Consider the following 21430-nt stretch of genomic DNA (forward strand, 5'->3'; position numbering starts at 1 on the left):
CAAGGAAGATGGCGCGACCATCGGGTTAAAGCAAGACGTCCCAGGCGATCTGCTTGATTTATCTGGCTTGCGTAACAAAAATGCCCGCACGACCTGTGCGGGCATTCGTGACTTGCATCAAGCCAACACTATACTCTTAGCGAACCAGAATGTTCCGGAACTGCCATGGGTCCTTCGTGTCGATGTCTTCCGGGAACAGGCCTGGACGGCCATCGAGCGGGGTCCAGTCGGTGTAATGACCTTCGACCGGGCCGAGGTAGGGCAGCTGCACTTCAAGGCAGCGCTTGTAATCGACTTCGTCTGCTTCGACGATGCCGGCCTTCGGATTTTCCAGTGCCCAGACCATGCCGGCGAGCACGGCAGACGTCACCTGCAGGCCGGTAGCATTCTGGTAGGGGGCAATGCGGCGGGTCTCTTCGAGAGACAGGCGCGAGCCGTACCAGTAGGCATTCTTGGCATGGCCGTAGAGCAGCACGCCGAGTTCGTCGATGCCGTCTTCCAGCTCGTCCTCATCAAGAACGTGGTGAACCGGCTGCGGCGTGCCGCCGTTGCCGAACATCTCGTGCAGCGAGAGCACGGCATCGTTGGCCGGATGATAGGCATAGTGGCAGGTCGGGCGGAAGGTGACGTCGCCATCCTTGTCGCGGACCGTGAAATAATCGGCGATCGAGATCGACTCGTTGTGGGTGACCAGGAAGCCGTATTGCGGGCCGGGGGTCGGGCACCAGGTGCGCACACGGGTATTGGCGCCCGGCTGTTCCAGATAGATGGCAGCCTTGCAGCCCTTCTTGTGCTTCTTGGCGTTCTTCGGCATCCATTCTTCATGGGTGCCCCAGCCGAGTTCGGCCGGCTGCAGACCTTCGGAGATGAAGCCTTCGACGGACCAGGTGTTCCAGAAGACGTTGAGCGGCTTCGGATGCTTGGTGCGCTGTGTGTCGCGCTCGGCGATGTGAACGCCCTTGACGCCGACCTTCTTCATCAGCTTGGCCCAGCCTTCGCGGTCGTGCTGATCCGGCTCTTCGAACTTCAGGCCGAGATCGTTGGCGAGGTTGACGAGTGCCTGCTTGACGAACCAGGAGACCATGCCCGGATTGGCGCCGCAGGTGGAAACGGCCGTCGTGCCGCCCGGGTTCTTTTCCTTCTCCTTGCGCATGGTTTCGCGCAGGGCATAGTTGGTGCGGTCGGCGTTCTTCAGGTTCTTGTCGAAGTAAAAGCCGAGCCAAGGCTCGACGACGGTATCGATATAGAGCACGTCGAGCTTGCGGCACAGCTTGACCAGATCGAGCGAGCCGGTGTCGACCGATAGGTTGACGCAGAAGCCCTGACCGCCGCCTTCCGTGAGAAGCGGCTTCAGGAGATCCTTGTAATTGTCCTTGGTGACATGTGCCTGGATATGGCGGACGCCATGCTTTTCCAAGATCGCCAGGTGCTCGGCATCCATCTGCGGGTCGATGACGACCATCCGGCTCTTGTCGAATTTGAAATGGCGCTCGATCAGGGGCAGGGTGCCACGGCCAATGGAGCCAAAGCCGATCATCACGATCGGACCGGTAATTTCGGCATATACCGGATAGTTGTGTTTCGTCATTCTTTTCTCCTTCGAAAGGCGGGACGCCGTTCGGTTCACGAAATTCAATTAGAGTCTGCGCGAAAGCGCTGGCAGAGTTTGCGCGAAAACGCGGGGTGAGCGGCTCTAATCATAATTTGATGTCACAATAAAGAGCTGTTGAGGGTTAGCCGGACAAAGTCAAGTGGAGGCCAACATACACGCCTTATGCGACGGGTTTGTTGCCTTCAAGGTTGGTTTTCGCTGACATAAGCGGAATGTCGTTATAGGCCGTGCTCAGCCTTTCAAGGCTTCCAGGCCATCGGTAACGGTGGTCAGCGCGATTTCCTGGACCTCGTAAACGGCGACGCCGTGGATGGTGAAGGGATCGGCGGCGACATAAGCCTCCAGTTCGGCACGCCCGCCGCGGGCGAAGATGACGCCGCCGGTGCGTGGGACCTTGCGGCCGGAGGCAAGGAACCAGCCCTTGGCATAGCCTTCCATCACCCAGGCCATATGCGGCTCCATGTGCTTGTCAGCTTCGTCATTGCCCTTGAGATAGGTGAGCGAGAGGATGAACATTCAATCAATTCCATAGGAGTTGCGCGCGGATCAGGCCGCGCAAGGAGTTTCCGACATAAAGGGGGCGATCTTTCAGGTCGTTGAGCCGGATGCGGCCGACGCGGGCTTTGCGCTGGCAGATGAGTTCGGTGCGCAGGACACCGGCAAGCAGGCCGGCTGATATGGGCGGCGCGCGGAGCAGGTCCGCGCCGTCCCCGAGGAAGACGGAGGTGATCGTTCCCTCGCAAAGCTCGTCCTTCTCATTCAGCAACAGGACTTCGTCTGCCTCGTCTGGCCGATATTCCGCGCGGGCTGCTTCGTAGACGCCTCGTCGCGTAGTTTTAACACGCAGCAGCTTGTCGGAGGAATCGAGCCGGGTTGCGGCGATGCGGACACGCCAGACGGTGTCGGGCAAAAGCGGAACAAACGGCGCCGTTGTCACTTTCGTTTGCCCTTCTCTGTCCGACGTTAGCCGCACTCGCAAGGGCGCGCCAGCACCGGCAATCGCCTGTTCCAGGTTTCCGAGCACGTTCTTGGGGGCGGAAAAGCCAAGGCGGCGGGCGGATCGTTGCAGCCGCGCGAGATGCAGGCGCAGGCGAACGAAGCCGGTTTCCGGCTCGTAGCGCAGCGTCTCGATCAGGGAAAAATCCTCTACTGGTCGATCCATCGGTCCCCCACGGCGAAGCGCGCCTTGAGGAGGCATTCTTCATATTCCGCTTCCGCCGTCGAATCGAAGACGATGCCTCCACCGACATTGAACACCGCGCGGCCGTCTTCGAAAAGCGTGATCGTGCGGATCGCCACGGAAAAACGCATGGCGCCACCAGGCGAGATCATGCCGATCGCGCCGCAATAGGCGTCGCGCGGGCCGTCTTCGAGATCGTGCAGGATTTCCATCGCCCGCATTTTCGGCGCGCCAGTGATCGAGCCGCAGGGAAAGAGGGCGGCAAGGATATCGCGGATCGATATGCCTGGCAGCAGCTTCGCCTGCACATGGCTGACCATCTGGTGCAGGGTAGGGTAGGTCTCGATTTCGAAGAGTTTGGGCACGTCCAGCGTGCCGACCTCGGTGATGCGCGAGATGTCGTTGCGAAGCAAGTCGACGATCATGCGGTTTTCGGCCTGCGTCTTTTCGTCGGCAAGCATGGCGGCGATGATGTGCTCGTCCTCGGCGGCATTCGCGCCGCGCTTGGCCGTGCCCTTCATCGGATGCGTCTCGATCCAGCCTTCTTCGTCGGTCCGGAAGAAGAGCTCGGGCGAACGCGAGAGGATGATCGGGCCTCCGAGATCGACGAGTGCGCCGTATTTCACCGGCTGCCGTTCGATCAGCGACCAGAAGGCGGCGCGCGGATCACCGGTCCATCGGGCGTGGATCGGCATGGTGAGGTTTGCCTGATAGCAGTCGCCAAGGCGCAAATGCTGGTGCAGCCTGTCGAAGCGCTCCTGATAGGTCTCGAAATTCCAAGCCGCCTTCGGCTCTGTCAGGAATTCCCGGTTTTCCACGCGCCGGGCCGGTTGGCCGAGCGGATGGCCATCAGCGGCAGGAGCATCGAAAACGCCGAAGCAGAGCAGGGGCGTTTCCCTGTTCTCCTCGGCGAAGGATGCGAGTTTTTCCTCGAAGAGATGGCCAGCCTCATAGGCCATGTAGCCGGCAAGCCACTTTCCCTGCCGCCTGGCCTCCTCCATCCGATCGAGGGCATTGAAGAACTGCGCGCGCGTATGAGCGATGATGATCTCGGCCGGTTCGGCGAAGATCATCATCTGTCCTGTGCTGTCGTCCCTGAAAAGGACGTAGGGTATGGCGTCGGCCATTGGGCACTTCTTCGGCGGTAGGGTGTCAGGCACCCTTATCTAGCGCTTCCAACTCATCGATCAGCCCTTCGATCATCGACAGGCCCTTGCTCCAGAACGACGGATCGGTCGCGTCGAGGCCGAAAGGTTTCAAAAGTTCGGAATGATGCTTGGTGCCGCCGGCCTTCAGCAGCTCGAAATACTTGTCCTGGAAGCCCTTTTCGGCGTTGCGGTAGACGGCATAGAGCGAATTCACCAGGCAATCGCCGAAGGCATAGGCATAGACGTAGAAGGGCGAGTGGATGAAGTGGGGAATATAGGCCCAGTAGGTCTCATAGCCTTCGGAAATCTTGATCGCTGGGCCTAGGCTCTCTTCCTGCACGGAGAGCCACAGTTCGCCGATATTGTCCGATGTCAGTTCGCCATTCTTGCGGGCGGTGTGCACCTTGCGCTCGAATTCGTAGAAGGCGATCTGGCGCACGACCGTATTGATCATGTCCTCGACCTTCTGGGCGAGCATGGCCTTGCGTTCGCGCTTATCGGTGGTCTTGTCGAGGAGCGCGCGGAAGGTCAGCATCTCGCCGAAGACCGAGGCGGTCTCTGCCAAAGTCAGCGGCGTTTGGCACATCAGCGCGCCCTGGCCGCCGGCCAGCACCTGATGCACGCCGTGGCCGAGCTCATGCGCCAGCGTCATGACATCGCGCGGCTTGCCCATGTAATTGACGAGGACATAAGGATGGGCCGAGGGGACAGTCGGATGCGCGAAGGCGCCAGGCGCCTTGCCCGGACGCACCGGTGCATCGATCCATTCCTCATCGAAGAAGCGTTTGGCGATCGCAGCCATCTCCGGCGCGAAATTGCCATAGGCCGACAGTACCGTATCCTTCGCATCGGTCCAGGGGATCAGCGCATTGGGCGTCTCCGGCAGCGGCGCGTTGCGGTCCCAGAAGTTCATCTGGTCCATGCCGAGCCACTTGGCCTTCATCTTATAATAGCGATGCGAAAGCCGCGGATAGGCCTCGCGCACGGCGGCAGCCAGCGCATCCACCACCTCGCGCTCGACGCGGTTGGCGAGATGCCTGCTGTCGGCGATGTCTTCGAAGCCGCGCCAGCGATCGGCGATTTCCTTGTCCTTGGCGAGCGTATTGGTAATCAGCGTGAAGGTGCGCAGGTTCGCCTTGAAAGTTTCGGCAAGCGCCATGGCCGCCTTGCGGCGCACTTCGGGGTCCTGCTCCTGCAGCATGTTCAGGGCGACTTCCAGCGGCTGCTTTTCGCCATCGATCTCGAAGCGCAGCTCAGCCATCGTCTCGTCGAACAGGCGGTTGAAGGCGGCAGCACTCGTCATGGATTTTTCCAGGAACAGCTGCTCGAGCTTGTCTTCGAGCTGATGCGGCTTATCCTTGCGCAGGTCGACGATCCAGGGACGATAATGGCCGGCGGTGGCGTCGTTCGCCATGCAGGCGTCTATGACGGCGTCGTCGATGCGGTTCAGTTCCAGCGGGAAGAACAGCAGATGCGCGGCATAGTCCGTCAGCTTTGCCTGCACGTCTCCGTAGAGCTTGCCGTTGGCCGGATCGACGGTGTTGGAGAAGTAGGTGAGCCCGGCAAACGAGCCGAGGCGGCCCATGATATCGTCAAGCGCTTCATACTCCTTGATGGCTGCGCCGATGCCGGCGTCGCCTGTCTTGGCGGCAGCATCGGTAAGCTTGCCCTTCCACTTTTCTTCGAAGGCAACGGCCATCTTGCCGGCCTTTTCCAGATCTCCGGCGAACTCAGGGGAGGTGGAGGACGGATAGAGATCGCTTAGCTTCCAGGCCGGCAAGTCTCCAAGCGCCTGGCCGGCGGCCGAGCTTGCTGAGAAGTTAAGAGAGTGGCGGAGCGAGGTCGGGCTCATGGGCGAAATTTCCTCTGCTTTTATTTTTCGGATCGTCCGATCCATTCGTGTCTAGTCGGCTGGAAAGGCCACCGCAAGGCCTGATTTTCCAGCGCTGGCCGTTGATTCATAAGCGATTTTATATTCGTCATAATGATTAAAATGCGATGGTTTGGCAAAACTTCATGTTCAAGCCTTTCTGCGAATGTCCGTGTCAGGTTTCGCATGAAGTGAGGCACCAAAGCGCCAAGGGGGGCGCGCAGATTCTCGTTGTTGAGGATGATCCGATTCAACGCCGTCTGCTGAAGAATGCCATCGAGCGGCACGGACACGTTGCCCATTTGGCAGAAAATGGCCGTCTCGGCCTTGAGTTTCTGAAGCGTGGCAATGATCAGATCAACGTGATCGTGCTCGATCTTATGATGCCGGAAATGAACGGCATCGAGTTCCTGGGCGCGCTGAACGATATGGGCATCGACCTGCCCGTCATCGTGCAGACGGGGCAGGGCGGCATCGATACCGTGGTGCAGGCCATGCGTGCCGGCGCCTTCGATTTCGTCGTCAAGCCCGTGTCGCCGGAGCGTATCGCGGCATCGATCGCCAATGCTCTGAAGCTCGACCAGCGCGAGGCGAAGGCCCGCGCCGGGCGCAAGTCTCGCTCGAGCAGCATCACCTTCGACGATATCGTCTCGGCGAGTCCGGCGATGATGCGTGTCATCGATCTCGCCCATCGCGCCGCGCAATCGAACATTCCGGTCGTGCTGGAAGGCGAATCCGGCGTCGGCAAGGAACTGGTGGCACGTGCCATTCAGGCTGCCAGCGACCGCGCCGGCAAGCCGTTCGTGACTGTCAACTGTGGCGCGATCCCGCACAATCTCGTCGAAAGCATCCTGTTCGGCCATGAGAAGGGCGCGTTCACGGGGGCGGCCGAACGTCATGTCGGCAAATTCATGGAAGCCGATGGCGGCACGCTGTTTCTCGATGAGATCGGCGATCTGCCGCTTGAAGTTCAGGTCAAGCTTTTGCGCGCCGTGCAGCAGGGCGAAATCGAGACCGTCGGCGCGCGCGTCGCGCAGAAGGTCAACGTCCGGCTGATTTCGGCAACCAACAAGGATCTGATCGAAGAGGTCAAGGCCGGGCGCTTCCGCGAGGATCTCTATTATCGCCTCAATGTCTTCCCGATCACCATGCCGGCCCTGCGCCGCCGCAAGGAAGACATCCCGCATCTGGCGCGCGCTTTTGCCGACCGGTTCGCACTGGAGCAGAAGCTCGATCATCCGCTCGGCATCAGCAACGACGCGCTTGCACTGCTGACCGCCTATGACTGGCCGGGCAATATCCGCCAGCTCGAAAACGCTGTTTTCCGCGCGGTCGTCCTGTCCGAGGGACCAGAACTGCTCGACACGGATTTCCCGCAGATCGCCGCACAGCTGCCCGGCTATTTCGCCGCCGAGCATCCGACCTTGGTTGTGGATAATTCGCATGCCTCCTCGGCCGATCTTCTGGCGGCTGAAAGAAGCGAGCGAGTCTCTTACGGGGTCTCGCACGGATCGGCTGCAACCACTCCGCTTGCTTCAGCCGATGCTTCCGACAATGTCATCGTCAGCACGAATACATCGGGCGATGTCAGAAAACTGGCGGATGTCGAGGAAGAATTGATCCGATTTGCCCTCAAATTCTATCGGGGACAGATGAGTCAAGTCGCGAGAAAGCTGGGTATCGGCCGCTCAACTCTCTACCGAAAGTTGAAAGACTACGGCATAGACCCGGATGACCCGCAAAAAAACGCGGCTTGAAGGAAAGCTTAACGTTTAGGCAAGCATATTTTGTTACCCGTCGTAAAGCACTTGTTAGTGCATCGTTCACCATGTATGAAGGGGTCGACCATGTGTGGCATTTTTGCCATCGTGTCACCGCAATTGACAGCCATTTGGAACACGATGCGACATTGTCTGTCGGACGGGGATCGAATTGCCGAATTTGAGTGCAAATACCAAGCCTAATAGCTTGAGCTGGCATTCTGCGTGCTCTAACCTATTTAGCAAGGTGGCCAAGGTCGTAGCCGTTGGCCTCCTTGCTTTGGCTGTTTCTACCCCTGTTTTCGTCGGCACTCCCTCTCAGGCTGGCGGTGAAACCCGCAGCCTCAAGATCTATTACGTCCATACCGGCGAGAAGGCCGTCATCACCTACAAGCGCAACGGCAAGTTCGATCCGGACGGCTTGGAGAAGCTGAATCGCATCCTGCGCGACTGGCGCAAGAATCAGCCGACCAAGATGAACCCGCGCCTGTTCGATCTGATCTGGGAAGTCTACCGCGAAAGCGGTTCGCACGAATTCATCTACGTGATCTGCGGTTTCCGTTCGCCTGGCACCAACGAGATGCTGCGCACGCGCTCGGCTCATACCGGCGTTGCCAAGAAGAGCCAGCACATGCTCGGCAACGCGATGGACTTCTATATTCCTGACGTCAAGCTCACCAAGCTGCGCGAAATCGGCATGAAGCTGCAGGTGGGCGGCGTCGGCTACTATCCGACCTCCGGCTCGCCCTTCGTGCATATGGATGTCGGCGGCGTGCGCGCATGGCCGCGCATGGATCGCCAGGAGCTCGTCCGTCTCTTCCCGGATGGCAAGACGATGCATATTCCGGCCGACGGACGGCCGCTGCCGGGCTACCAGCAGGCAGTCGCCGATTACAAGCGCCGCATCTCGTCCGACGATATCCAGGTCGCCAGCTCCTCTTCGCCGCGCCGCGGTTTCTTTGCCCGGCTGTTCGGCGGTGGCGGTGCGGATGAGGAAGAGGATAATGCAGATAGCGGAACGACGGCGGCACCGGTAGCTATCGCCTCAGCTGCTCGGAAGGGCCAGCCGGCTCCGGCTGCCAGTGATGATGGTGACGATAGCGCTGCTCCGGCCCCGGCCCAGGTTCAGGTTGCCAGCGTAAACGCGCCTGTTCCGCAGGTTCGCCCGGCCTTCGGCAATCAGCCTGCCGGCAGCGATGTGGCTTCCGCTCTCGTCTCGCCGTCGCGTAACGCGGCACAGGATGCGCTTGCCGCCGCCATGCCGGATACCGGCGATCAGCCGCAATATGCCGATCTTCGTTCCTATCATGTGCCCGTGCCGTCGCTGCTTGATCGCCGCTCACCTGGCGATGCCGAAGTGGCATCGGCCGAGGCTGACATGAAAGGCCAGCTGGCTGCCGTTCCAGTGCCGGCGCAGCGTCCGGAATTGGCCGAAAGCCTGCTGGCATCTGCCGATGCCGATCAGGAGGCCGCCGACGACCAGGCTGACGCAGGAGCACTTTCGCCTTCGGTCATTGCGGCTCTCGAGCAAAGCCGTCCTGATCGATCGGATGCCAATAGTGCGGTTCCGGTGGCGCAGCCGTCAAACAACGTCGCGTCGAAGGATCAGCTAGCGCCCGCAAGCAGTGGCATGGCTGACGGCAACGATGCGGCGCAGGCAATTGCCGCCGTGCTGCCGCAGCAGAGACCGGCACAGCAAATGCCGATGCAGGTGGCCGCACTTGCACCGGTCCGCAACGAGGTGAAGGCCAGCAGCCGTCGCTTCAACGACGGATTCGAGCCGACAACGCCGCAGGAACGTCCGATTGCCGCTGGTATCGCGACCAAGGGCGGCCGGCCGAACAAGCAGGATGCCGTCGTGGCCGATTCGAGCCGCGCGACGGTGACGACTGCGCCGACGCTGACGGAGAAGATGATCTCGCAATGGGCGATCGCAAAGGCCCGGGTCGAGATTGTGAACCGCCCGGTCAAGGCGCCGCGCTTCGTGAGCCCGACGCTTCGTGCTCAGCCGACCGCCGTTTACACGGATGGTTTCAAGGTGCAGACGGCATCGATCGATCCCGAACGCTTCAGCGGAAGTGCAGTGAATTTCCTTCAGGTGAAGAAGTTCAATTCGGTCGAATAGGCCAGGCTTCAACTTCCACGTGATTTCAGGGAGCCCGTTTTGGCTCCTTTCTGATTCGGCAGGATACCATCCGTTTGCGATCGCAATCGGGTTTGCGTGGCCCTGGGCTGCATGCAAATCTGAGCTGAAGCGCGGTTTTCAGGCACTGCTGTTGCTTGCAAGTGACATTGCGGCAGCTTTCAGGTTCGTGTCAGGATTTATGCGTCCCTCCCTGATCCGGCATTCAGTTTGGCTTCATTTGGCTCCATTAGGTCGGCGATTTCAGACCTGATGGATGTTCATATTTGACCCGCAAGACGGCAATCATCATTGGCAATGGCAAGCTGCAGCGCGACCTCTCGGAGATCGTGGACAATGCCGAATTTGCCATGCGTTTCAACGAGCCGAAGGCCTCGATCGGCCTGAGCGGTTCACGCACCGATATTCTCATGCTTGCAGCTTCCAGCAAGCCCATGCAGCGCCGACTGACGGACCCGACCTTCCTGACCAGCGCGACGTTCACGGCAGCCAAGGAGGTCGTGCTGGCCTATCATCCCGATATCATCCGCAAGTATCACCCCAAGCCCAATCTTCTTTCGCGCCTCAAAGGCAGGAGAAGCGATTGGACGATGCGGACGATCGAATTGGTGGGCGGTGCCGGCAAGGAAATCCGCATCATGCCGCCACAGTTCTACATCGAGGGCTGCGAGGAACTCGGTGTGAGCCAATGCCGGATGCACCAGCTCTTTCCGAGTACCGGCTTCTTCGGCATCCGATATGCGCTGTCGCGATTGCCCGCCGACGAGTGGGACGTGAAGCTGTGCGGTTTCAGCTGGGAAGGGTGGAAACGCCATGCCTGGCTGGATGAACGCCGCTGGGTTGAAGACAAAATGGCGAGTGGCCGCATCAGCATGCTCGTTTAGCTTCCTTCAGTTGTTCAGATCCGTTGAAAACAACCGTTTTCAGTTTCGCCTCAGGTTTGCCTAAGCTCGCTTTCATTCAGGGTTGCTAGAGCCTCGCGAAATATGATCTCGAGGTATCCATTCATGCAAGCCCACGAATTCAACCCGTCTTCGGCGATGCCGCTCGAAAGATCTCATACGGGATTCGAGTTCGCTCCTGCGTCCAATCCGGTCGGTGCTGTTCTGGACGCGCCCGGCCAACCCGTCATTCGTGGTTTCATCATCCATCTGGATCGCGCCCGTGACCGCATGCCGCAGGTCGAAAGGCTTGCTGCAAAGCTTCCGGTGCAAAGCGAGGTCATCGAGGCAGTCGATGGGCGCACTCTGAGTGCCATCGAGATCGACAGCGTCTATCGTCCTCGGCTGCAGAAGCCATATTATCCGTTCGCCATGAGCACGGGCGAGATCGCTTGCTTTCTGTCGCATCGCAAGGCCTGGGCTGCGATCGTCGAGCAGAATATCGACGCAGGTCTCATCTTCGAGGATGATGTCGAGATCGACGATGCGTTCCATGCTGCTTTTGCTGCCGCCAAAGCCTGCCTGAAGCCAGGTTCGTTCATTCGCTTTCCGTTTCGCATGGGCAAGGAGCACGGCAGATGTGTTCTTTCCCAGGGAGAGACCGATGTCATTCAGCCCACGAGGATCGGTCTCGGCATGGTGGCCCAGCTCGTCAGCCGCGATGCTGCCATCCGCCTGCTGGAGGCTACCCTCGTCTTCGATCGGCCCGTCGATACCACCGTGCAGATGAGCTGGTTTACGCGCGTGTCGCCGCTCACCGTCCTGCCTGGCGGCGTGCGTGAAATTTCCCCTCAGCTCGGCGGCAGTACGATTAAGAGTCACAAGACGTTGGCAGAGCGGCTCTCCAGAGAGGTATTGCGGCCGCTCTATCGTGCCAAGATCGCGCTGCGCTCGCGCCGCATCATCTGAGACGATCCATCGTGGCTGTTCCAATCCTCGCATATCACCAGATTGCGGTGCCGCCGTCGCGCAAGGCGCCGTTCAGAAGCATGGTCGTCCATCCCGAAGCCTTCCGTCGTCAGATGGAATGGCTGAAAAAGCTTGGAGTTCAGGGTGTGTCGCTGCGTGAGGCAATGCCTTACATCCGTGGCGAGAAGGCCGGCAAAGTCGCTGCCATCACCTTCGATGACAGTTACGCAAATGTCTATGAGAATGCCTTGCCCGTGTTGCAGGAGTTTGGTTTCACCGCCACGAATTTCGTTGTGGCGAACCAGATCGGCGGCAGCAATGTCTGGGATGTCCCCCTTGGCGTGGCTCAGGCGCCCTGCATGTCGGTCGAACAGCTGAAGCATTGGCACAGTCTGGGGCATGAGGTGGGGTCGCATACGCTGGATCACGTTCGCCTGCCGCAATTGCCCATGGAAGAGGCGCGCCGTCAGATCACGCATTCGCGCGAGCTGCTCGAAGATTTGCTCGACGAGGGCGTTTCGTCCTTCTGCTTTCCCTATGGCGACGAAACGCCGCTCGATCGGGTGCTTGCCTATGAAGCCGGTTACAGCGCCGCAACCACGACACGCCGCGGCCGGGCAAGGCCAGGCGATGATCCGTTCGGCCTGCCGCGCGCGACCATCCGGCGCAACGACAGCTGGCTGCATTTCGTCAAGAAGTGCGTCGTCGGATAACGAGTCCCTCTAATCAGGGTGCTACCGTAAAGCTGTAACTGCCGTCGTTCTTATGGCTGGCGGTGGAAAGTATGGGGCCAGCGCATCTTAGTCTTCATTTCTGCGTCATCGGCCGCTGCGTCTGCTACTTCTGTTTTTGGGGCGCGGAATTGGCCGTCGGATGAGCACTGCTATCGCTGAGTATGGCAGCTCCACCGACATGGTTCTGTGCTGTCACCGCCGGCGGCAGGAGGGTCCAGGTGAAATAGGCGATCAGACCGCAGACGCCGAGCAGGAAGACGGTGAGGATCGCGGGGATGGACCACTCCTTCGTGAACATCGGTGTTTCCTGACGCGACTTGAAAGAAGCCCGACGTCCGGCTGCCGTCTTATTGAGCTGTGTTGGCACAAGCGCCTCCAATACTACGCGTCGCGGTCGAAAGGGTTGTTGCGAAGGTCGGTTTCCGCACGATCTTCCTCATTATCTGCCTCGATGAAGCACCTACGACATTCGTCATTTCCGCTCAATGCGGCAATTTGGTATGCCCATCATTGTGACCGTTTACAGGCCGCGCCGAGGTCGGCTACAGATGATCGGAAGGGTTCGCATCTGCGGATTGGCGAGCCTCATATCACCAAGTCGCGCGGCTGGATCACGCTCCGATGCTTGCGCGAAAAGGAATCGGAATGCCCATCGAATCCTGGAGAGGCGGCGAGGTCGACGTTGCCGTGATCGGTGCCGGCGCAGCCGGTGTAGCTGCAGCCCGGCAACTGCAATTGCTTCGGCCGGATCTCTCGATCCTCTTGCTCGAGGCCTCCGATCGCGTCGGCGGCCGCGCCCGCTCGATCCATCCGTTCGGGGCCGATGCCGCCGCGCTCGATCTCGGCTGCGGCTGGCTGCATGGCGCGCGCACCAACGCCTGGACTGATATTGCCGAGGAAGTGGGCCTGACCGTCGATCGCACGCCCGCGCCCTGGAGCGACGGCGGCCATCGGTTGGAACAGAACGATCCCGATGCGAAGGCTGCAGCTGCCGCCGTCAACGACTTCTTCGAGCGGGTCTATGGGTATGAGGGAGATACAGATGCCGATCTCTCGGCCATGTTGTCGCCTGATGATCCGTGGAATGAGAGGATTTACGCCGTCGGCGCCTTCATGACCGGGGGAGAGCTCGACAAGTCCTCGGTGATCGATCTTGGCCGCTACGATCCCGGCCCTGGTCCTGACTGGCGCGTGCGGCAGGGCTACGGCACGGTGGTCGCCACTTACGGCCTGCGGGTACCGACCGTTGTCGGCGCCGAGGTCAGCCGCATCGATCACAGCGGCGCTGAGCATATCGTGCTTTCGACCGCCAAGGGTGAGCTGCGGGCAAAGGCCGTCATCGTCACCGTTTCCACCAATGTGCTTGCGGCCGAACGCATCGCCTTCTGGCCACCTCTTCCGGAGAAGATCGAAGCGGCATCCCGCCTGCCGCTCGGCCTGGCAAACAAGCTCTTTCTTCGCACAGCCGAACCTCGGATGTTCCCGGAGGATGCGCATGTGATGGGATCGCAGCATAGCCGCCGGACGGGAGCCTATCAGCTGAAGCCATTCGGCATGCCGGTCATCGAAGCCTATTTCGCCGCCGATCTTGCGCTCGATCTGGAGCGAGAGGGCGTAGATGCCATGTTTGATTTTTCGGTCGAGCAGCTGAAGCGCGCCTTCGGCGCCGATATCGGCAGGAAATTGTCGCCGTTGGCGGCGTCAGCCTGGGCGGGGGAGCCGTTCTTCGGGGGCTCCTATTCCTATGCGACGCCCGGTGCGTCCGATCTTCGCGGCGTCCTCGCCGCTCCCCGCGACGGGCGCTTGTTCTTCGCCGGGGAAGCCTGTTCGAAGGCGCGTTATTCTACCGCGCACGGCGCTTATGAAACCGGCGTTGCCGCTGCCGAAGCCATCGCGAAAACGCTGTGATGGAAGCCCCATGAGACCGATAGCCAGCTTCCAAGCGAGAAATAGCGATTCGCCTCATAATTTTATGCAAATCGCTCTTAAACTTGCGTGAGAACAGGCGTAAACGCAATCAAATACCACCCGATTTGATTTACACCATCCTTCGGGAGATGGGCGGCGAAAGCCGCAGCAAAAGAAGCATTGGAGGAGCCATGAGCACCGGCGAAACATTAACCTTCGACATCCAGAAAAATCCCAATCCCGCGACAGCGAGCGAACGGGAAGCGCTGCTGCAGAACCCGGGCTTCGGCCGCATCTTCACCGATCACATGGTAACGATCCGCCATTCGCAGGATCGCGGCTGGCACAGCGCCAAGATTGAGCCGCGCAAGGCGCTTGCTCTCGATCCGGCAACCGTGGCGCTTCATTATGCTCAGGAAATCTTCGAGGGCATGAAGGCTTATCACCTGCCTGATGGCGGTGCGGCCCTTTTCCGCCCAAGCGCCAATGCGCGCCGTTTCCAGAATTCGGCCGAACGGCTGGCGATGCCGCGCTTGCCGGAAGAGCTTTTTGTCGAGTCCGTACGCGAGCTGGTCAAGATTGAGCGCGAATGGATCCCGACCGCGGAAGGGGCATCGCTTTATCTCCGGCCGTTCCTGATCGGCACGGAAGTCGCCCTCGGCACAAAGCCGTCGGCAGAATACATTTACTGCGTCATTGCTTCCCCGGTCGCCTCCTTTTTCAAGGGTGGCGGGTCGGCCGTCACGCTCTGGGTCTCCGAGAGTTTCACCCGCGCCGCGCCTGGTGGCACGGGTGCGGCCAAGTGTGGCGGCAACTATGCCGCAAGCCTTGCCGCATTGGCTGAGGGCCAGCGCGAAGGCTGCGATCAGGTCGTCTTCCTCGATGCTGTCGAAAAGCGCTGGATCGAGGAACTCGGCGGCATGAACGTCTTCTTCGTCTTCGATGACGGATCGCTGCAGACGCCGCCGCTCACCGGCACGATCCTGCCGGGCATTACCCGCGATTCGCTGATCAAGCTTGGGCGCGACATGGGCCTGACAGTGCGTGAGGAGCCCTATTCGATCGAGCAGTGGCGGGCGGATGCCGAGAGCGGGCGCCTGCGCGAATCCTTCGCCTGCGGCACGGCGGCTGTGGTGACTCCGATCGGCAAGGTGAAGGGCCGCAAGCACAGCTTCACCATCGGCGACGGCAATGCCGGCGCTACGACGCAGCGTCTGAAGGCGGCGCTGACCGACATTCAGTTCGGCCGCGCGCCGGACAAGAATGAGTGGCTGGACCGCCTGTTCTAAGTAAACCATGAACCCATATCCGGCGGGAAAGGCAAGTGAGCTCTCCCGCCGGCTTCTGACATCAGAGTTCGCATAGTCACCCGAAACATCGGAGTTGTTATGATGACTAACGTCAGCGAACGTCCCGGCGATGAGCCGGGCGAGGAGATCGGCTTTGTCGGTCTCGGCGTCATGGGCCAGCCGATGGCCCTCAATCTTGCAAAGGCAGGCACTAGGCTTGTCGTGTGGAACAGATCGCCGGCGGCGACCGATCCATTGCGCGAGGCGGGTGCGACGGTCGCCGTAAGCGTAGAAGAGGTGTTCGAACGCACGCGCATCGTCATCCTGATGCTGGTCGACGAAACTGTGCTGGACGAGGTGCTGCGGCGCGGGACACCGGACTTCGCCAAGCTTGTGTCCGGACACATCGTGGTTTCGATGGGATCCAATCCGCCCGACTATTCGCGCGGGCTAGCCGCCGATATTCTTAGCGCCGGTGGGCGCTATGTCGAAGCCCCGGTTTCGGGCTCGCGGAAGCCTGCGGAGACAGCGCAGCTGGTCGCGCTGCTCGGCGGCGATGCGGACACGGTAGCCGAGGTGCGGCCGCTGCTTGCGCCGATGTGCCGCGAGACGATCCTGTGCGGTCCGGTCGGCAATGCGCTGCTGATGAAGCTGGCTGTCAACCTCTATCTCTGCACGATGCTAGCGGGGCTAACCGAGGCCGCGCATTTTGCCGAAAGCAACGGGCTCGATCTCAAGACCTTCCAGGCTGCTATCGATTCCGGCCCGATGGCCAGCGATCTGACACGGGTGAAAATTCCGAAGCTTATCGCGCGGGATTTTTCGGTGCAGGCGGCGACGGCCGATGCCTTCAACAGCACGAAACTGATTGCGGAGGCGGCCCGCGCCGCCAATATGGCATCGCCTGTCCTTGATCTCTGCCGCACTCTTTATGGCGAGAGCGTCGAGCTCGGCAATGGCCGGCTCGACATGGTGTCGGTAATCAAGGCGATCGAGGCCCGCACCGCGGCGCTTGGTCGCTCCTAGCAACTCATCGCGCAACGCCTATGTTGGGTTAAGACTTGGGCAGGTGTTTCCGGAAGGACGGTCCTATGGACAGCAATCTTTTTCAACAGCTTGGCTTGAAGCATCCATTGATCGTCGCCCCGATGGCCGGCGGTCCTTCGTCGGTAGAACTCGTGGCTGCGGCTTCCGCCGCCGGTGCCCTCGGCGCCATGGGCGGCGCCTATTTAAATGCCGCGGCCATCGAAGTCTTTGCAGCTGAGGTGCGCCAGCGAACAGACAAGCCTTTTTCGATCAATCTCTTCATCCCGCACTCTATTCCGGAGGTAGGCATCGATTGGGTTGAGCGCGCCTTGGCTGCGACCGCAGGATATCGCCAGGAGTTGGAACTGCCGTCGCCGCAGCTTTCTCCTCCCTATGAAGAGGATTTCGATGCGCAGTTCGAAGCTGTCTTGCGCATCAAGCCGGCCTGCTTCAGCTTCGTCTTCGGCCTGTTGCCGGCCGACCATGTACGAGAGGCGAAAAAGGCGGGCATCCCACTGATCGGCACGGCAACGACACTCGACGAGGCGAAGGCGCTGGAAGAGAGCAGCGTGGATGCGATCGTGCTGCAAGGCTTCGAAGCGGGCGGTCATCGCGGCATTTTCGATGCGCGGGCAGCGGATCCGGAAATCGGCATGCGCGATCTCCTGGCGCAATGCGTGGGCACCATTCGTTTGCCGCTGATCGCAGCCGGCGGCATCATGACTCCAAGCGATATCCGGGCGGCGCTGCAGGCGGGAGCGCAGGCCGTGCAGATGGGCACGGCCTTCCTTGCCTGTACGGAAGCCGGAACATCGGCACCCTATCGCAGGAAGCTTCTGGAAACGCCGGAGCGCAGGACGCGGACGACGCGGGCCTTTTCGGGCCGCTTTGCGCGAGGGATCGAGAACCGCTTCATGGATGAGATGGATGGGAAGCCTGACGCCATTCTTCCCTTTCCGGCGCAAAACAAGTTCACGCGGGATATACGCGGCGCGTCAACCGTGAAGGGATCGCCGGATTTCCTGTCTCTCTGGTCGGGGACCGGCAAGGGCGAACTTTGGCAGGGTGGTGCGGCCGAATTGATCGGTCGTCTTTTCACTGAGTGACACTCAAAAAGAAAGGAGCCGGCTAGCCGGCTCCAGATCATCTCGCAAGGCTGGTGAAGCCTTGATTATTCCATGCCGAGTGCGGCCATGTAGGTCTGCAGGATGGATTCTTCTTCCAGGCGTTCGTTCGCGTCCTTCTTGCGAAGGCGGATGATGGTGCGGATCGCCTTGGTGTCGTAGCCGCGGCCCTTGGCTTCGCCCATGACGTCCTTGATGTCGGATCCAATCGCGGCCTTTTCTTCTTCGAGGCGCTCGATGCGCTCGATGAATTGACGGAGTTCCGCCGCGGCCACGTTCTCGACGCTGTTCTCTTCCATGCACTTCTCCTAAAGGGTCTCAAAGGGGTCGCTTGCAGCCCGTCGCAGATGAGATCGGTCGGTCACCGATGGGGCACATCGCTTCGTGGCTTGCGCGGTATTTCGAATTCGATCGGGCAGTTGACGTGCCGCGAATGACGCGCAAGGTCAAGCCGAATTGGTGAAGGGAGCGTTAATCTTTTGGCTTGTTCTGCTCGAAAGCGGCTTTTTGCACAGGCGAGGCTTCGTTCTGGTGCAGGTTTTTCCAATCTTCGTAGGGCATGCCATAGATCACTTCGCGCGACTCGTCCTTACTGACGGGGAGGCCCGCTTCTTCGGCGGCTTCGCGATACCAGTTGGAGAGACAGTTGCGGCAGAAGCCGGCGAGGTTCATGAGGTCGATATTCTGAACGTCGCTGCGTTCGCGCAAATGCGAAACGAGGCGGCGAAAGGCGGCGGCCTCAAGCTCGATCTCTTGTTCCTTGGTGAGTGTGGTCATCTCTTTCTCCTCTATCCGCTTGCCGGCTCACGCCTCGTAAGGCCCAGTGCGCGAAGGATAGCGCTTATATTCATGCAGTGCCGGATCGGCATTGATCTCTGCGAAGATCGGTGCCAGGCGGTCCGCCCATTCGGCAATGCCGGCCTCGTCGCCGATCAGATCCTGCCGGACTTCCAGCAGCGCATGCGCAATGCCCTTCGTCATGCAATGGCGGAACATGGTGTCGTTGCGCAACGCACCGTCATAGGGCTCATTGTCTCCAATAACGAGATCGGTATCGGCGCCGAGCTTTGCAAGGAGCGGCGCGACGGCGCGCTCGTCGCTGTCCCAGAGCACACTGGCATGCCAGGGGCGCGGCACGCCCTTCCACGCCGGCGTGAACGAGTGCATCGAGAAAACCAGGGGCGCCTTGCCGCTGGCTTCCGCCACCGCAGAAATCGTCTCATCCACCGCCTTGTGATAAGGCCGGTGGAAGGCTTCTATACGGTAGTTCCATTCCTCATCGGTGATCGGATGATTGCCCGGGATGATCGCGCCATCCGAAATCTTCATGATGAGCGTCGGGTCATCCTCGCCGCGGTTCGGATCGATCAGCAGACGGGAAAAGCCGCCGAGCACACCCGGTACGTCCAGCCGCGCGCAAAGATGACGGCAAAGACCTTCGATGCCGATGTCGTAGGCGATGTGGCGGGAGAAGGCGGTCTCGGGCAGGCCAAGGCTGCCGTAACGCTCGGGAAGGCGCCGCATCGCATGGTCGCCGAGGATGACCATGCCTTTGTCACGATTGCCGGGTATGAATTCAAACGGTCTGAAATCGGTCATGCGGATTGTCGATTATTGAAATTTTCAACTCTTTGTTTGATTGCATGTGCGGATGGAAGGTGCAAGGTTTGCAGCTTCGATCGGATGAGGAGCGGCGCATGGTGCCGTCACCATCCCGTGAAGGAAATATAATCGATTAGAGTTGCGTTGACATTCATGGGATGGCGGCGCAAGAAGACGCAACAACGAATAACCGGGAGCCAATTGGAAGCCGTGTCCAGCCAAGTCGCGCCACGTTTCGTTAAGCGGTCAGGCCCGCTCGCCCGAATCGCCTTCCTCATTCTCGCCGCGGCAGCGCCGTTCTTCTTCATGCCGAATGCGGCTCATGCCGATTTCCGAACGTGCAACGGCACGCAGAACCTTGTCGGCGTGGCGATCGGCTATCGGGCGAAGGACGGCTGGGTGACGGAGGGCTGGTGGCAGATTCCGGCTAATACCTGCGCGACTTTGATCGAGGGGCCGCTTCAATCCCGCTATTATTATCTCTACGCAGAAGATGCGGCCCGCGGCGGCCGCTGGACGGGCGACGTCGAAATGTGCGTGGCGGAAAATGAATTCAAAATCCCAGGCGTCAAGGATTGCTACGCGCGTGGCTACCAGAAGATGGGATTCAAGGAATACGACACCGGGCGCCAGGCGAGCTGGATGGTTCAGCTTTCCGAGCCCTCGGGCAGCCAAGAAAGCCAGAATTGATGAGACGAAACCGAAAAGTCAAAATCCTCGCAACGCTCGGTCCGGCCTCCTCTTCGGAGGAAATGATCCAGAAGCTTCATGAGGCCGGCGCGGACCTGTTCCGCATCAACATGAGCCATGCCAGCCATGATGTGATGCGTACCCTGATCCAGCGCATTCGCGCCGTCGAAGCTCGCTGTGGTCGGCCGATCGGCATTCTCGCTGACTTGCAGGGTCCCAAGCTGCGCGTCGGCAAGTTTGCTGACACCAAGGTCGATCTCAAGCCCGGTCAGACTTTCACGCTCGACAATCAGGATATCCCCGGCGACAACACGCGTGTCTACCTGCCGCATCCGGAAATCCTGGAATCGGTTCAGCCCGGCCACCGCCTGCTGATCGATGACGGCAAGCTGGCGCTGCGTGCCGAAAAGTGCGATGGCAAGAGCATCGTGACAACGGTCATTTCGGGCACCAAGATTTCCGACCGCAAGGGTGTCAGCCTGCCTGATACGCTGCTCGGCGTCGGCGCGCTGACCGACAAGGACCGCGCCGACCTCGACGCCGTTCTCGCGACCAATGAAGTCGACTGGGTTGCGCTCTCCTTCATCCAGCGCCCGGAGGACCTGACGGAAGTTCGCAAGATCTCGCATGGCCGTGTCGGCCTGATGTCGAAGATCGAAAAGCCGCAGGCTGTCGAGCGCATCGAGGAAATCATCGAGCTTTCCGACGCGCTGATGGTGGCCCGCGGTGACCTCGGGGTGGAAATGCCGCTGGAAGCCGTTCCCGGCATTCAGAAGCAGCTGATCCGCGCCTGCCGCCGCTCCGGCAAGCCCGTGGTTGTCGCCACGCAGATGCTGGAATCGATGATCTCCGCGCCGGTCCCGACCCGCGCCGAAGTCTCCGACGTCGCGACCGCCGTCTTCGAAGGCGCCGATGCCGTCATGCTGTCGGCAGAATCCGCTTCCGGCGACTATCCGGTCGAAGCCGTTTCCATGATGGCCTCGATTGCAGGCACCATCGAGCGCGAGCCGCATTATCCGGGTATCATCTATGCCCAGCGTGCTCTGCCTGAAGCAACCGGCGCCGATGCGATCTCGCTCGCCGCCCGCCAGATCGCCGAGACGCTGAAGCTTGCCGCCATCGTCTGCTACACGTCCTCCGGCACCACCGGTCTGCGCGCCTCGCGCGAGCGTCCGCAGGTTCCGATCCTGGCGCTCTCGCCGATCATCCAGACCGCACGCCGTCTGTCCGTCGTCTGGGGCATGCACTGTGTGGTCACTCACGATGCGACCGACCTCGACGACATGGTCAACAATGCCTGCCGCATCGTTGCGGAGGAAGGCTTCGGCAAGCCGGGCGACCGCATCATCATTTCGGCCGGTGTTCCGCTTGGTACGCCGGGCGCCACCAACATGCTGCGCATTGCCTATATCGGTTCGGACGGCCAGTCCGGCGTGTGATTGCCGACATTCGATTGCGGCAGCACCTCAAACATCCGAAACCCGCTGTCGAAAG

20 protein-coding genes are annotated in these 21430 nt (G+C 60.4%); 11 read left to right on the forward strand and 9 right to left on the reverse strand.

Annotation, left to right across the window (positions count from 1 at the left end; translation table 11 throughout):
- Positions 1 to 136 precede the first annotated feature (136 nt).
- The 5 genes from AC13RM_RS25820 to AC13RM_RS25840 form a co-directional block, all read right to left on the reverse strand.
- The gene (locus AC13RM_RS25820; protein ID WP_440479681.1) at positions 137 to 1588 is read right to left on the reverse strand and encodes a homospermidine synthase; all 1452 of its coding nucleotides are present in this window, start codon (positions 1586 to 1588) and stop codon (positions 137 to 139) included.
- 255 nt (positions 1589 to 1843) lie between these two features.
- On the reverse strand, positions 1844 to 2128 hold the full coding sequence (locus tag AC13RM_RS25825) for a YciI family protein (RefSeq protein ID WP_374816424.1): 285 nt from the start codon (positions 2126 to 2128) through the stop codon (positions 1844 to 1846).
- A gap of 4 nt (positions 2129 to 2132) precedes the next feature.
- The gene (locus AC13RM_RS25830; protein ID WP_285172958.1) at positions 2133 to 2774 is read right to left on the reverse strand and encodes an aminotransferase class IV family protein; all 642 of its coding nucleotides are present in this window, start codon (positions 2772 to 2774) and stop codon (positions 2133 to 2135) included.
- Positions 2759 to 3919, reverse strand: coding sequence for an aminodeoxychorismate synthase component I (locus AC13RM_RS25835; RefSeq protein ID WP_488555831.1), 1161 nt, complete (start codon positions 3917 to 3919; stop codon positions 2759 to 2761). The genes AC13RM_RS25830 and AC13RM_RS25835 overlap by 16 nt, the downstream gene beginning before the upstream one ends.
- Positions 3920 to 3944: 25 nt before the next feature.
- Positions 3945 to 5792, reverse strand: coding sequence for a M3 family oligoendopeptidase (locus AC13RM_RS25840; RefSeq protein WP_440479679.1), 1848 nt, complete (start codon positions 5790 to 5792; stop codon positions 3945 to 3947).
- 209 nt (positions 5793 to 6001) lie between these two features.
- Between AC13RM_RS25840 and AC13RM_RS25845 the strand changes: the two genes are divergently transcribed.
- The 5 genes from AC13RM_RS25845 (at position 6002) to AC13RM_RS25865 (ending at position 12276) form a co-directional block, all read left to right on the forward strand.
- Positions 6002 to 7567 carry a sigma-54-dependent transcriptional regulator gene (locus AC13RM_RS25845; RefSeq protein WP_488555832.1) on the forward strand — a complete coding sequence of 522 codons (1566 nt, stop codon included), beginning with the start codon at positions 6002 to 6004 and terminating at the stop codon, positions 7565 to 7567.
- A gap of 175 nt (positions 7568 to 7742) precedes the next feature.
- The gene (locus AC13RM_RS25850) at positions 7743 to 9695 is read left to right on the forward strand and encodes a peptidoglycan L,D-endopeptidase MepK (RefSeq protein WP_285172954.1); all 1953 of its coding nucleotides are present in this window, start codon (positions 7743 to 7745) and stop codon (positions 9693 to 9695) included.
- Positions 9696 to 9979: 284 nt separating this feature from the next.
- Positions 9980 to 10597: a glycosyltransferase family 29 protein gene (locus tag AC13RM_RS25855; RefSeq protein ID WP_285172953.1), complete on the forward strand. Its 618-nt coding sequence runs from the start codon at positions 9980 to 9982 to the stop codon at positions 10595 to 10597.
- Between the two features lie 123 nt (positions 10598 to 10720).
- Positions 10721 to 11563 (forward strand): glycosyltransferase family 25 protein, encoded by an 843-nt coding sequence (locus AC13RM_RS25860; RefSeq protein WP_285172952.1) that lies wholly within the window; start codon positions 10721 to 10723, stop codon positions 11561 to 11563.
- A gap of 11 nt (positions 11564 to 11574) precedes the next feature.
- On the forward strand, positions 11575 to 12276 hold the full coding sequence (locus tag AC13RM_RS25865) for a polysaccharide deacetylase family protein (RefSeq protein WP_285172951.1): 702 nt from the start codon (positions 11575 to 11577) through the stop codon (positions 12274 to 12276).
- 124 nt (positions 12277 to 12400) lie between these two features.
- On the opposite strand, the gene AC13RM_RS25870 is transcribed toward AC13RM_RS25865, so the two are convergent.
- The gene (locus AC13RM_RS25870) at positions 12401 to 12595 is read right to left on the reverse strand and encodes a hypothetical protein (protein WP_488555833.1); all 195 of its coding nucleotides are present in this window, start codon (positions 12593 to 12595) and stop codon (positions 12401 to 12403) included.
- 347 nt (positions 12596 to 12942) lie between these two features.
- Between AC13RM_RS25870 and AC13RM_RS25875 the strand changes: the two genes are divergently transcribed.
- The 4 genes from AC13RM_RS25875 to AC13RM_RS25890 all read left to right on the forward strand — a co-directional run bounded on the left by AC13RM_RS25875 (position 12943) and on the right by AC13RM_RS25890 (position 17626).
- The gene (locus AC13RM_RS25875; protein ID WP_488555834.1) at positions 12943 to 14205 is read left to right on the forward strand and encodes a flavin monoamine oxidase family protein; all 1263 of its coding nucleotides are present in this window, start codon (positions 12943 to 12945) and stop codon (positions 14203 to 14205) included.
- 191 nt (positions 14206 to 14396) lie between these two features.
- The gene (locus tag AC13RM_RS25880) at positions 14397 to 15494 is read left to right on the forward strand and encodes a branched-chain amino acid aminotransferase (protein ID WP_488555835.1); all 1098 of its coding nucleotides are present in this window, start codon (positions 14397 to 14399) and stop codon (positions 15492 to 15494) included.
- Positions 15495 to 15593: 99 nt separating this feature from the next.
- Positions 15594 to 16520 carry an NAD(P)-dependent oxidoreductase gene (locus tag AC13RM_RS25885; RefSeq protein ID WP_488555836.1) on the forward strand — a complete coding sequence of 309 codons (927 nt, stop codon included), beginning with the start codon at positions 15594 to 15596 and terminating at the stop codon, positions 16518 to 16520.
- Positions 16521 to 16585: 65 nt separating this feature from the next.
- A complete protein-coding gene (locus tag AC13RM_RS25890; protein ID WP_488555837.1) occupies positions 16586 to 17626 on the forward strand; it encodes an NAD(P)H-dependent flavin oxidoreductase in 1041 nt (346 codons plus the stop codon).
- 65 nt (positions 17627 to 17691) lie between these two features.
- Here AC13RM_RS25890 and AC13RM_RS25895 read toward each other — a convergent pair whose 3' ends face one another.
- From AC13RM_RS25895 to AC13RM_RS25905, 3 genes are all read right to left on the reverse strand, one after another.
- The gene (locus tag AC13RM_RS25895) at positions 17692 to 17943 is read right to left on the reverse strand and encodes a DUF2312 domain-containing protein (protein WP_015341059.1); all 252 of its coding nucleotides are present in this window, start codon (positions 17941 to 17943) and stop codon (positions 17692 to 17694) included.
- 172 nt (positions 17944 to 18115) lie between these two features.
- A complete protein-coding gene (locus AC13RM_RS25900) occupies positions 18116 to 18421 on the reverse strand; it encodes a DUF1244 domain-containing protein (protein ID WP_113230733.1) in 306 nt (101 codons plus the stop codon).
- 27 nt (positions 18422 to 18448) lie between these two features.
- Positions 18449 to 19243: an N-formylglutamate amidohydrolase gene (locus AC13RM_RS25905; protein ID WP_488555838.1), complete on the reverse strand. Its 795-nt coding sequence runs from the start codon at positions 19241 to 19243 to the stop codon at positions 18449 to 18451.
- Between the two features lie 204 nt (positions 19244 to 19447).
- Between AC13RM_RS25905 and AC13RM_RS25910 the strand changes: the two genes are divergently transcribed.
- Together AC13RM_RS25910 and pyk are read left to right on the forward strand one after the other, a co-directional pair.
- Entirely contained in the window at positions 19448 to 19936 is a 489-nt protein-coding gene (locus tag AC13RM_RS25910) for a DUF1036 domain-containing protein (protein ID WP_069613236.1), read from the forward strand.
- Complete coding sequence (gene pyk, locus AC13RM_RS25915) at positions 19936 to 21375, forward strand: pyruvate kinase (RefSeq protein ID WP_015341054.1); 1440 nt, start codon at positions 19936 to 19938, stop codon at positions 21373 to 21375. Before AC13RM_RS25910 ends, pyk begins: the two co-directional genes overlap by 1 nt.
- Positions 21376 to 21430: the final 55 nt, after the last annotated feature.

This window comes from Martinezella sp. CNPSo 3732 (assembly GCF_057784515.1).